Origin of the sequence: Paenibacillus sp. FSL W7-1279 (assembly GCF_037969845.1) — a bacterium.
GTDB lineage: Bacteria > Bacillota > Bacilli > Paenibacillales > Paenibacillaceae > Paenibacillus_AQ.
On sequence record NZ_CP150215.1, the window covers coordinates 1,597,563 to 1,609,772 of the forward strand.

Genomic DNA, 12,210 nt, shown 5'->3' on the forward strand with positions numbered 1-12,210 from the left:
GGCCTGCAAAACGAATGCAATTTCTGTAAAACAGAACCCAGTACCTCGGGCGGTACTGGGTTTGTTCTATACTGGAAAAAGGAAAAAGGAAGAGAAGTCGTTTGATTCACAGGCAGACAATTAACCGTGTTCGTCGTAAACCTGAAATGGATGGTCGATAGAATAAAGCGTCCCATCCTTATATTCGCTCTGAACCGGGAAAGGGTTCAAAAGAAATTCAGTCTGTCTCATACGTATCATTGTTCTCTCGAATCACTTCCATAAACTCCAGGACAATTGTTGATATGGCATCCTCTTGAGGCATATAGATATATTGACTGATTCTCATAATATCGTCTTTGTATAAATCAATGAGTTGCAGAATGGCTTGATCTTCATTCTGCTTTGCAGCTTGCAGCAAAATCATGAATTCGCGATCTGAGATAACTTTTGGATCATTTTTCTTTTCCATCGGTTCACCGCCTGTTGAGAGATATGGAGCTGCTTGGCTACTTCCGCTTCAGTGAGGTCTTCTAAGAAGAGTTTATATATAATGGTTCTTCCTTGAGGGGGTAATGAATCCAGTAATTGACCAATCCAAATGCGGTCATCGGATCTAGCATGAAATGACCCCGTCTGCACGGTACTAAAATCAGGGTATAGCGTTTCTCGTTTTCTAAGTTTTTTAGCCTGATATTGTATTCTCCAACCAATTCGATAAATTTCAGTTTTATAGCGCTCGTATGCTGTTATATGCTTTTTCATAAAGCATCCCTCCTATGCCTGTCTATCATCGTATTCATTATTTAGGGGAGAAAGAGAAAGTTAACGAACTACAAAACAGGAACATTTGTTCTCATTTCATTGTACCATTTTTTACATCCATTGTGAAATGGTAATCTACTCTATAAGTTGAATTATTGAATTCACTGTAGAAATCCACTCACAAAAAGGACAATAGAAAAAGGACAGCTCCGATAAAGACCGAGCTGTCCTTTTTCATTCTCATATTATTGGAGTGTGACCTTAGGATTGAGCGTGATCTCAAAGGCGCGCCACCAGATGAAATCAGGATTGTCATAAACCAGCGAAGCACTGTCGTATTCTGACAATGTCCACGAAGACCCCTTTATTTGTTTGACATTGCATGTCGGAGTGGGGGCACCGATCAGGAAAGCGTTCCTTCCGGCCAGCGTTGTTTTGTGGATCTGCATTTGATCTCGAAGAATCGTGAACACTTGCTGGTAAGCTGATTCTGTGTTAAAGAGACGCATGTTTTGATCAGCGAACGAGGCTTGAAGATTATCGTAACGAATATTGCTTGGAGTTCTGGAATAGCTTCGGACATCGACTACAGCAAGCCTCTTATAATAATAATCCTTCAAAAATCGTTTGAAGAGTAACGACCCATGAGCGTTCACGGCCATGTTCAATTCGGAGGCAGAGGACTCTGATACCAAAAAAGCGTAGCGCGCTTGCCCCATGCCAAGCGAGATGCCCATAAGGTTCCCGGCAGTGTTCCATGCACTATAACCCAATAGGCGTCCCGTGTACTGGCTGTCTAGCAGCGCTTCCGTTACCGTTGGATTGGCAGAGCCTTTTCCCGTGAAATCCATGACCACAGTTGCTACAAAGTTTGTTCCATTGGCATGGATACGGCTTACGGCACTGGACACCTGTGTTTCGTCTGTGATTGCCAGGATTTCAATGTTTGGCGTGCTAGTGACACATTGGCCACCAACAACATCAATATGACGAAGAATATTCTGATGAACAGTCATGTATTCATAGTTGTTGATGATTGTGGATCCATGAGGACCGAAATATTGCACCGAAATTTGCGTTTTTCTTCCTTCCCGATGCAATTGATTAGCCATCCGTGCTACCAGAGAATGACCCAAGCCATCTGCATCAGGCAATATAATGGCCCGATTCGGATTTTGCCCCTCACAACCGCCTAGATAACGATCGATGTAGTTCTCCACAAATCGAATTTCATTCATTTGCACGCCTTCTTTATTCGCATCGTCCACCCCAACGGCCAGGAAATCAATATAACCATGACGTACAAGTCTGTCCAAGACATAATGATTGGTTTTAAACTTATGCTGCCTTGTATTGTAGTAATGGGTTTTATTGAAGTGGACGGTATCGCCCAACTCGGTGCCATCACTGGATATATTATAGCCGTTCAAAATATCGTTGAAGTCTGTATATTTTTTGCGAGCTATCCCCATGAGACTGCGAGACTCTGTGTACGCGTTGTAAGAGAGTCCTTCCACATATGTGGTCGTAGCGAGTCGCATAATGGTATCCAACACATAGATTGGCTTGTTGGGATAAAGCTGTTTAATCTCGCGGATTACGTCAAGCAAGTCTGCTGTCCCTGAATCATAATGGGGATACGTTCCTCCTCCGCTTGTTCGTAAACGTCTGCTACCGATTAAGCCTCCATAAACGAGCATATCGATCGAAATAATAAAACCCTGGACGGAAGAGGCGTGACCCAATATGAACTGACGAATATCTTCCGGTTTACCAAAGGTAGGTGCCGAGGTGCCTATAAGTTGGCTGCCTGAAGCTTCTGCGACCGAATCGAGCCGGTTACGAATATCTGCAGCAAGAGGAGTTATCAGGTTCAAGCCTGAGGCTTGTCCTAGTTTGATTACATCATCAAGGTTTACCGGGCGGTCATCCAAGGGTACATACAATACATTTCTCATTGGTCAACTCTCCTTATATATGGTTTAATTGGCCTTCATATATATAGGTGAATTTCCCATTCCTTTTACAACCACAAATCAGTTTTTTTCATTAAGCAGTCCAAAAAAAGGGGTAGAAAAAGAAGTCGAAGAAGCTTGCTAAGATCTGTTATAACGTGGCGAAGGTAATTGTTCAGCTTTATTTAAGTATTCGTTAAGATTTTGGACCATGGAATGGTAAGATGTGTTCCTTATACTTTCCTTCAGGAACGTACATAAGGAGGCAGTCGGGATGGGATCCATACATCATGCGAAACGGAACATCAGGCTTACGATGGCATGGCCGGCAATCATTGTGATGGTTGTTGGTGTCATGTTGCTATCGGGATGCGCAGAGTTCAAGATGTCTAGCGAAGATACACGGATTGAGAATCGATCCGCTCAGGGGATGGCCACAGCAAGCAATAGAAGCACGTCAATGGCTCCAGCATCCTTTCTCGGGCAGTTATGGGAGGACATATCGTACGGGGTGACGAACCGCACCAGAAAAATGACAGGCAGGCCAACGCCGAGCCGTACTCTATCCGAAGCGAGTTGGCGTATGGAGGTGCGATAATGTGGAGAAGACGGCTAATTGTGAATTTGCAGCAGAAATCATTTTAACGAGAATCTTTTTGTGAATGTACATTAGCAGTAAGAGATGGATAGACTCCTTTCCTGGAAGGGAGTTTTTTTGTTTTGATTTTGGAACCGTTTGCCTTATAATAGCGTTTACATTATATAGGCTTGTATGGGAGAGGATGGTTTCTGTGAGTTTACGCGTATCGATCCGAAAGCGGCTATTCATCGGAATAACGGCAGCCGTCTGTATTTTACTTGTTGGGCACCCAACTCAGCGGACAGAGGAAAGCGCACATGTCGTATTCGCTGATGCTGCAGAAGCTGAGGGCTTTACATCCGGCCAACGTGTTACGATTCAGCAGAAGGCTGCATTGTTTCCTAATGCGCTTAGTAAGAATAGCCATCTGACAAATCTCAAGGTGAGCTATTACGGTGCCAAGGGAGAAAGGCTCCGGCTTACCTCCGTGAAGGGGGAATTAGCCTTTATCCAATCCGATTCCCGGGGAGACTTGTGGCTCCCGACATGGTATGTTTCCAAGGAAGCTGCCCAAGTGAAAGAAACGTTCCCGCTCTCGCTTCAACTGCGCAGCAGCGGCAGTATATATCTTGCTCCCGGAAGCGCAATGAAATGGCCGGTATCCCAAACCGGAACGTCGCTCATCGCCGTAGCCCAGTGGAAGGACTGGTACGGCGTCATGGTCGCACCTTCCAAGTGGAAGGAAGATTACCGGATCTACCGCCCGGCAATGATGTGGGTACAGGGTAAGGATACGACGGCCAAGAAGGCGATGCCTGATGGTCTGCTCGATGGAAATTCGGAAGTAACGACGGATATGGTACGCAACTTGACGGAGCTTCTTTTTAAGAAAGGGACTCCTTCTTCATATGTGAAAAAGCTGCTCGGCGAACCGCAGGTGAAGGAGACATCGCGGAATCAGGAGGAGTCCTCCAATAAACCGATGATACTCGGCGAGACCTGGAGATATGAACAGCGGGATGCCCATTATACCGTGACGTTCTCTCCATCCGGAAAGCTGACATCCAGCGAGTGGGTAATTCCTGGGACCGGATCTTTTGAGCGGAGTTACAGTCCTGGCGATGATTACGAGTTTACCTATCGTTTTGCCGCCGTGCCGCCTCAAAAGACGATTGAAGCCGAACCCGACTGGCGAAATCAGGGCAATCTGAATTTCACCTTCCTGCTTGAGGCAAACGAGGATGTCCTGCTCCTCAAGGGAGATGATGGCGGATACAGCGGGATGCACGATAATTCTTCCCTGTATGCGATTGACCGCAGCACCGGCAAGAAGCTGTGGCAGGAGGATGCGGGATTTGGCTGGTATACGGCTTTCACGGATAAGGAGCGGAAGCATGTTACGATGTACTCGGCTTATAACCCGGAGGTTCAGGATTATGTGGCCAGAGTGAGGCATATTCGAATGTCGGATGGACGAGTGTTGTGGGAGGTTAAGCCGAAGAATGAATTTGGCCTGACCATGATGGCCGCGGCCAATACGATTATTCTGGATGAGGCTTTGAATCTGAACGAAACCAAAAGCGTGCTGAGCGTGCTGGATCAGGAAACCGGAAAGCTGCGTTGGAAAAAGACGTTGCCCAGCGAACACCGCTTGCTGAATGCAGGTTCGGGTGATCCGTATGTGCTCGTCGAGCAGAACGGACAGCTTACCGCTTACGATCCGGTCACCGGCAAAGCGGCATGGAATGTAAAGGTTGGTAAGAGGGTTATGGACGATCCGACCCAAGATCCGTATTTTATCGGAGGGTATCGCTACAATCCGGTATCTCCTGCGGATATGACAACAAGATGGATGCTGCTTGGCAAGGAATGGGTTCTGCTCAATACGGAAACCGGGGTGCTCGAAGCCGTGTATCCAGCACGCGAGATGGAAAGGTTCGAGGTGCTGAATGAGCGGTATCTATTGGTGCAGCGTGCGCTGAACGGGGAGTATTTCAGCGGGGCTACCGCTTACGAAAGCGTATTGTATGACAGCCTGGAAGATAAGGAAATGTGGACCGTGAGAGGCAAAGCCGCACGCGGTGCCATCGAGGGAGAACGAATTTATCTTACACTGAACGGCATTCCAACTGCGGTAGATATAGAGAGCGGCAGCATCCTATGGAAAATGGGGACCTCTTCCAAAGCGGGTGACGATCTCTCCCATCTGGTTGGCAGCAGCTACGGAATTCTGGATTCGTACCTGCTGGTAAGTTTGGGAAGCGATCTCGTGGTGTTGAACAAGGAAGACGGCAGAAGCTTGGGCAGATTGCATAACGTAATCACCGGCAGCGTCGATTTGCGAGAGATGTATGCCAAGAACGGCGCGCTGAACGTAACGGAACGGGAAGTGCTCGTCGGTACGGTCAACGGAGCTTTTATTCGTTATGATGCCCGAGCGTTAAAGGAACGCTTGGATGAGCTGTTATAGCTTTTATCGATAGATGACACACACCGTAGGGAGACGTCCGCAAAGGAGGAAGACTTATGGGCAAGAGGCTTAAGATAACAGGGATTCCGATCATCAGCCTATTGTTGATCCTATGTTTGGGCTGCGGCAGCAAGCAGTCGGCCAGTTATGCGTCTCTGTTAAAGTACGATGACCAAGAGTATATTGGAAAAGACATTGAGGGTGCCGAGGCTTTTGCGGAGACAGATTTGACCTTGGCGGGCACGATTCAGAAGCGGCTCGAACCGGATCAATATCCGGATACGCATTTATCGTCGAACGAGCTGCCGGAAGGCACGGAAATTTACGTAGTCGATGAACATACGTTGGTGGCATTGCAGGAAGATCGAAGGTTTAAGGTGTTTGAGCGCATGGAATAAAACGAACGAATGGATGGATAAGCGTCCCTGGTGTCTGGCGACAGATGCGGGGGCGTTTTTGGTTTGTGTTTGATAAACGCAAGAACAAGAATTATTTGTTGAAAATTATATTGACTCCTTTTGGAAAAAATGCGATGATCAATATATCAAACAGATATATCGAATAGATATATTATATGAAATGTGGTGATGACATTGCTGGAGTACATTCTCCTCGGCATGCTAATGGAAGGAACAATGAGCGGCTATGATCTTAAGAAAACAATCGACAGCACTGTAGGCACTTTCTACAAAGCGAGTTACGGAAGTCTTTATCCTGCGCTCAAGAGACTCGCAGAGAAGGACATGGTTATGCTGACCGAGACGGATAACAGTAAGAACAAGAAGCTATATTCTCTGCGGCCCAGTGGTGAAAAGGCTTTTCTCGACTGGTTGTCTGGACCGATGCAGACAGGACGCAATGAGCAGCTGATCCGTATTTTCTTTTTTGATTATTTGGATGAAGAACTTCGTCAAAAACGATTGGCCGAGTACATATTTAAGCTGGATCAGGAAATTCACATGCTTGAAGCGGTGAAGAACGTCGTGGCTGGAGAATTGGCTGAGATCGAACATCCGGAGAATTATTACTATCGGGTATCGGTTCTGGCGTATGGACTGAACCATTTTCAGATGGAACGGCAATGGTTGAAGGATATTATGGAGAGGAAGGATCTGAACCATGTTAAACCGGAAAACTAAGGATTCTTTTTCGCATAAACACCCGATTTTCACCGTTGTCATTATCGAGGTTCTGCTGTTATTAGCCGTATTTGCTGCTGGGGCTTACTCTACGATTAAAGAGTTAAGTTACACTTCGCCTGTGCTGATCTCATTTATCCCAATCGCTCTTGTGTTGATAGCGTACTTTACATGGAAAAAGAAGTGGAACCCGCTCGGTTTCCTTAAGCTGAACAGTATACCGGCCGCCGGATGGCTCTATTATTCCCCCTTGCTTCTTATTCTAATTACAATCTCGCTTAAGGGGATGCGTGAAATCAGCGCATCGGAGATCCTGTTCTTTATCTTCTTCACACTGCTCGTTGGATTTGTGGAGGAGAGCATCTATCGGGGATTGATTTTGAAAACACTGCTGCCCAAAGGCATTCCAACCGCGGTCATCACCTCCAGCACTCTGTTTGCGGTCACGCATGTACTGAACGTCTTATCAGGGCAGGACATATTCCAAACGGTTTTACAGATTGTATATGCTCTGCTTATAGGCGCTGTATTGGCTCTGCTGATGGTGAAAAACCAAAATATCATCCCTCTGATTCTATTCCACTTCCTTCATAACTTTATCCAGTTTGTCGGTAATGACAATAGTGATGTATTTATCGGATACGATCTGTTCATTTTGCTGGTGCTGGCCGTCCACTGTGTCTGGTTGTCTCTCTCTTTAAGAAAACCTCCGGTGTCCACAAGAATAGATCAAGCGGGTTAATGGAGTGCTACTGGAGTGTCGCAACGATTTACTGTAAAATAGGTTGACTTTGAATGGATGCGTAAGGGCCAGGAGATTCCTGGCTCTTTTTGCTATGGATGCAAACATGTCCGGTAACGTCATTTCTGTGCAAACTCCATGCATGGAAGTTGCGGCGAATATTATAACTGACATCTAAATATAGTAGACGTAAATGCAAGCCTTGTTTACTTGCAATTTTAAATAACAAGGGGGGGACACTCATGAATCGCAGGACAACGCCTAACCGATCTCCTGAGCCGGGGGAGCTTGATTCTCCACCTCCCAGAAGGCACACCTTGTTTTGGAGACTATTCGCCAACTATTTTCTCCTCATTCTCATTCCCGTGATTGTTGCGTCGGTTCTCGCTCAGGTGCTGGTCGTTCGCATCATTGAAAAGGATGCCGAGCGTTTCAATCAAGTGATGATGAACCGCTTCTCCGAGCAGACGGACACCGAGCTGCAATCCTTGAAGACCAGCATGATTAATATCCTCAGCACCTCCAGATTACGGAGCGTGCTGCTCGCTCCCATGGCCTCTTCGCCGGATAGCCTGCTGCTTCCGGAATTGCTTCATTCCCTGCGGGAGCAGCTGCAGCAGCTGGAATCCGATGACTTGGTCGAGAAGGCCTATTATTATTTCGTGCACCAGGATTTGATGATCGATGCCGAAACCTACACGAATAAAGCGTATTATTTTCGTTCCCGCTATCCCCTGGATTTGAACCGACGCCATCAGCTGGAAGCCGAATTATCCGGCAAAAAAATGATGGATTTCATGGATTCCCCCGCCTCTTTGACAGCTGCCATGAGCTACCCGTTTAATACGACCGCCCCTGAAGTCTATCTCCTGGTCGAAGTGAAACGAGACAAGCTTGAGGAGCAGATTCACATTCCGGAGAGCTGGGTTACGGGCACGGCGATTGTAGATCATGGGGCCAAAGTGATCGCCCAGAACGGACTGACTGAGCAGGAACAGCTTGCTCTGCAGCAGCGAATACGTACGGACGGCACTGCTTCGCAATTCACGATATCGGACAAGAGGGGGCTGTCCTTCATGGCCTCCGGCTTCGATCCGTCCTGGCATTATATCAGCATGATCGACTTAGGCACATTGATGAAGCCGGTTTATATTACCCGATGGATCTGTTGGTTGTTCCTCGTATTCTTCCTTCTAGTCGGCGCACTCGCCTCGTATTATTTAAGCCGGCGATTATACCGGCCGATCCGGGAGATTAAGGATGGGCTGAAGCTGCATCACGCTCCGAATGGGGAAGTCGGCCATGAAGGAAACGAGTTTGATGCCATCAAACGTTATTCCCAATTCATCATGACGGAGAATAAAGAGCTGTACCAGATGGTGAACGGGATGCTGCCGATCGTGCAGGAGCAGTTTTTCACGAAAATCCTGCTGGGGCAATACCGCGATGCCTTATCGATTGAGTACTACGCCAAGGAGATTGAGTTTGCTTACAGCCACAAGGCGGCAAGAACCGTCCTGTGCATCTCTTTCCATTATGACCGGTCGGTTTACGACTCGACATCGGAATCCGCCAAGATCTTTATGCTGACCGAGCTGAAGGACAAGATTCTTCGGCTGGCACCCGGCATGGTCTGGATCTGCCAGACAAGGCCGGATTTGATGGCATGCATCGTTGAGCATGGCCACATCACGGAGGGCCAGGGTCATCCTGAAAAAGTAGCGGAGCAAATCCGGCACATTTTCCTGGAATACGGGACCTATTATAAAGCGACCATCGGTATCGGAAAGACCGTTCGTGCCATGGAAGAGCTGCACCAGTCTTATGAGCATGCCCTGATCATGCTGAAGTACCGGGGGCTGCATTCCACCGTAGAGATTTGCGGCAGACAGCCTTCCCGGGAGCTGCAGCAGTGGGATCCTTTCTTATCCGTGCAAGAGGTCCAGCGGATCCTAAATCAGTACAAAACCCGTGAGTATGACAAGCTGCTTCATTCTGTGCTTGCTCTGCTGGAGGAGGGAAAGGGCAAGGATGCAACAGCCGTGCAGATGAAATATCTGCTTGCCGATGTGCTCAACACCTGGATTCGGGCGGTGGAATCGGAGCGCAATGAACTCAACGTTCCGTATTACTCGGGGCTGTTCGAACGGATGAATCGCTGCATGACATGGGACGAGCTTACGTGCTGCTTTACGGAGATTCATGGTTTTCTGTTTCGGAAGCCGGCTTCCAGCAGCCGGAGTCAACAGTTTATGGAGATTCTGGAGTACATTCATAAGCATTACGATCAAGAGCTGTCGATTGAGCATTTTGCCGGGATGATGAATATGTCCATAGGGCATTTCAGCCGGACCTTCAAGGAGGAGATTGGCGAGAAGTACGTGGAATATATCGCGAAATACCGGCTGATGAAGGCGAAGCAATTGTTGCTTGAAACCGATTTGAAAATTGACGAAATTGCTGAGAAGGTCGGGTATTGGGGGCGAAATTCTCTGATTCGGGCTTTCCGCAGATACGAGGGCATTACACCTGCTAAATACAGGAGCTCCCACCAATAGGAAAGAAGAGACTGCATTATTTTCTGAAGTCTCTTTTTTTGCATGGACCCAAGCGGAAAGCCTTGTGCCACGGGGGTCGCAAAAGGAGTGTCTCCAGGAAAAGATGCACGCTTTACGCGAAAGAAGGACGGCTCGTATAGTGGGGACAACAACAAACGAATGTAAATGCTTTCAATCGGAGGTGAGGATTATTGGCGCAGCTATCACGGATCGGCTATGTTCTGAGAAAGCATAAAGCGTTGTACTTGCTGATGCTGCCTGGCATTTTGTATTACTTAATATTCAAGTACGCGCCGATGTACGGCATCATCATCGCCTTCCAGGATTATTCGATCGGCCGGGGCATTTTGGGAAGTGAATTTGTGGGACTCAAGCATTTGATTGAATTTTTCTATGTCACCCCCGATGCATGGAAGCTGATTCGCAACACAATCATGCTGAATGTGTACGATCTCCTGTTTCATTTTCCGGCACCGATCATTCTGGCGATCCTGTTCCATGAGCTGAAGAGCAAATGGTTCAAAAGGTTCGTGCAAAATATCAGCTACATGCCGCATTTCCTGTCCACCGTCGTAATCGCGGGCATTCTCGTGACCTTCCTGTCTCCGACCACGGGCGTCGTGAACCATCTGCTGGTTAAGCTGTTCGGTATGGAGCCGATCATGTTTCTGGGCATGCCGGAATGGTTCCGGACGGTGTATGTAGGCTCCGAAATATGGCAGAAGGTGGGATGGGGCACCATCCTCTATCTGGCTGCGATTGCCGGCATCGATCCGACGCTGTATGAAGCGGCCAAGATGGATGGGGCAAACCGGTGGCAGCAGGTCCGGCATATTACGTTCATCGGCATGGTGCCGGTCATGATTATTCTGTTCGTGCTGTCGCTCGGCAATTTCATGGAGGCCAGCTTCGAGAAAATCCTCTTGATCTACAACACGATGAATTACGAAACCTCGGATGTCATTAACACCTTTGTGTACCGGCGGGGCATCCTCGATGCCGATTTCAGCTTCGCGACCGCGGTCGGCCTGTTCCAGTCGGCGATTGGATTCATTCTGGTCGTTATGGCCAACCGGATCGTACGTAAATATTCGGAGACCAGCCTGTGGTAAGGGAGGTGCGTGATGAAAAAACAGGAAAGCTTCGCCTCGAAGCTGTTTGACGTATTCAATGTCTTGTTCATGATTGTGCTGATCATGGCGATGGCCTACCCGATGGTGTACGTCTTCTCGGCTTCCATCAGCAACAATGCCATGGTTGCGAGCGGCGCGGTGCTGCTGTGGCCGAAAAAGATTACGCTCATTGCCTACGAGCAGCTCATCTATAACCCCGATCTCTGGGTGAGTTACTGGAACACGATCCGGTATACGTTCCTCCATACGGTGCTGACGCTGATTGCGACCTCCGCGATGGCCTACCCGCTTGCGAAGCGATGGCTGCCGGGTCGGAGGGTGATTCTGCTGATGGCGGCGTTCACGCTTCTCTTCAGCGGCGGCATGATTCCAACCTTCCTGATCGTTCAGAAGCTGGGGATGCTCGACACGATCTGGGCGATCGTCCTCCCTTCCCTGATCAGCACATGGTATCTGTTCATTATGCGGACATTCTTCGAGGCGCTGCCGGAGGAGCTCGAGGACGCGGCTGCCATCGACGGGTGCGGATCCCTGCAGATTCTGGTACGGATCGTGCTGCCGTTATCCGTGCCCGTGATGGTCACGATCGGCCTGTTCACGGCCGTGAATCAATGGAACTCCTTCTTCAGCGCTTTGATCTATCTGAATGACCGGGAGATGTACCCGCTGCAAATCATGATGCGCAACATCCTGATCGCCGGCACGAATGTTCAGGGCGAAGGGGACCTGACGCATCTGGAGACGTTGAAATACGCCATGATCATGATCGGGACGCTGCCGATTCTGTGCGTTTATCCGTTTATCCAGAAATATTTTGTACAGGGCACGATGATTGGCGGCATTAAGGGGTAGTTATGGATTCCACGCTAATCCATTTCTATACGTTGTG

Annotated in this window: 11 protein-coding genes; 8 read left to right on the plus strand and 3 right to left on the minus strand. The window is 48.2% G+C overall.

Going from position 1 to position 12,210, the window contains the following annotated elements:
- Nucleotides 1-217: 217 nt before the first annotated feature.
- The 3 genes from MKY82_RS06760 to MKY82_RS06770 all read right to left on the minus strand — a co-directional run bounded on the left by MKY82_RS06760 (nt 218) and on the right by MKY82_RS06770 (nt 2,702).
- Entirely contained in the window at nt 218-451 is a 234-nt protein-coding gene (locus MKY82_RS06760; protein ID WP_253300846.1) for a hypothetical protein, read from the minus strand.
- Nucleotides 403-744 (minus strand): sigma-70 family RNA polymerase sigma factor, encoded by a 342-nt coding sequence (locus MKY82_RS06765; RefSeq protein ID WP_194541295.1) that lies wholly within the window; start codon nt 742-744, stop codon nt 403-405. Before MKY82_RS06765 ends, MKY82_RS06760 begins: the two co-directional genes overlap by 49 nt.
- A 245-nt stretch (nt 745-989) precedes the next feature.
- Nucleotides 990-2,702 carry a DUF4127 family protein gene (locus MKY82_RS06770; protein ID WP_194541296.1) on the minus strand — a complete coding sequence of 571 codons (1,713 nt, stop codon included), beginning with the start codon at nt 2,700-2,702 and terminating at the stop codon, nt 990-992.
- Nucleotides 2,703-2,973: 271 nt separating this feature from the next.
- Between MKY82_RS06770 and MKY82_RS06775 the strand changes: the two genes are divergently transcribed.
- From MKY82_RS06775 to MKY82_RS06810, 8 genes are all read left to right on the plus strand, one after another.
- Entirely contained in the window at nt 2,974-3,297 is a 324-nt protein-coding gene (locus MKY82_RS06775; protein ID WP_339295785.1) for a hypothetical protein, read from the plus strand.
- 184 nt (nt 3,298-3,481) lie between these two features.
- A complete protein-coding gene (locus MKY82_RS06780; RefSeq protein WP_339295786.1) occupies nt 3,482-5,749 on the plus strand; it encodes a PQQ-binding-like beta-propeller repeat protein in 2,268 nt (755 codons plus the stop codon).
- A 56-nt stretch (nt 5,750-5,805) separates the two neighbouring features.
- Nucleotides 5,806-6,147 carry a hypothetical protein gene (locus MKY82_RS06785; RefSeq protein WP_220686289.1) on the plus strand — a complete coding sequence of 114 codons (342 nt, stop codon included), beginning with the start codon at nt 5,806-5,808 and terminating at the stop codon, nt 6,145-6,147.
- A gap of 189 nt (nt 6,148-6,336) precedes the next feature.
- Complete coding sequence (locus MKY82_RS06790) at nt 6,337-6,888, plus strand: PadR family transcriptional regulator (RefSeq protein WP_220686288.1); 552 nt, start codon at nt 6,337-6,339, stop codon at nt 6,886-6,888.
- Complete coding sequence (locus MKY82_RS06795) at nt 6,869-7,630, plus strand: type II CAAX endopeptidase family protein (protein ID WP_339222262.1); 762 nt, start codon at nt 6,869-6,871, stop codon at nt 7,628-7,630. The genes MKY82_RS06790 and MKY82_RS06795 overlap by 20 nt, the downstream gene beginning before the upstream one ends.
- Before the next feature lie 242 nt (nt 7,631-7,872).
- Nucleotides 7,873-10,188, plus strand: a complete 2,316-nt coding sequence (locus MKY82_RS06800) for a helix-turn-helix domain-containing protein (RefSeq protein ID WP_339222264.1) — start codon at nt 7,873-7,875, stop codon at nt 10,186-10,188.
- Nucleotides 10,189-10,379: 191 nt separating this feature from the next.
- Complete coding sequence (locus tag MKY82_RS06805; protein WP_339222266.1) at nt 10,380-11,300, plus strand: ABC transporter permease subunit; 921 nt, start codon at nt 10,380-10,382, stop codon at nt 11,298-11,300.
- A 12-nt stretch (nt 11,301-11,312) separates the two neighbouring features.
- The gene (locus MKY82_RS06810) at nt 11,313-12,173 is read left to right on the plus strand and encodes a carbohydrate ABC transporter permease (protein WP_339222268.1); all 861 of its coding nucleotides are present in this window, start codon (nt 11,313-11,315) and stop codon (nt 12,171-12,173) included.
- The last annotated feature ends 37 nt before the right edge of the window (nt 12,174-12,210 follow it).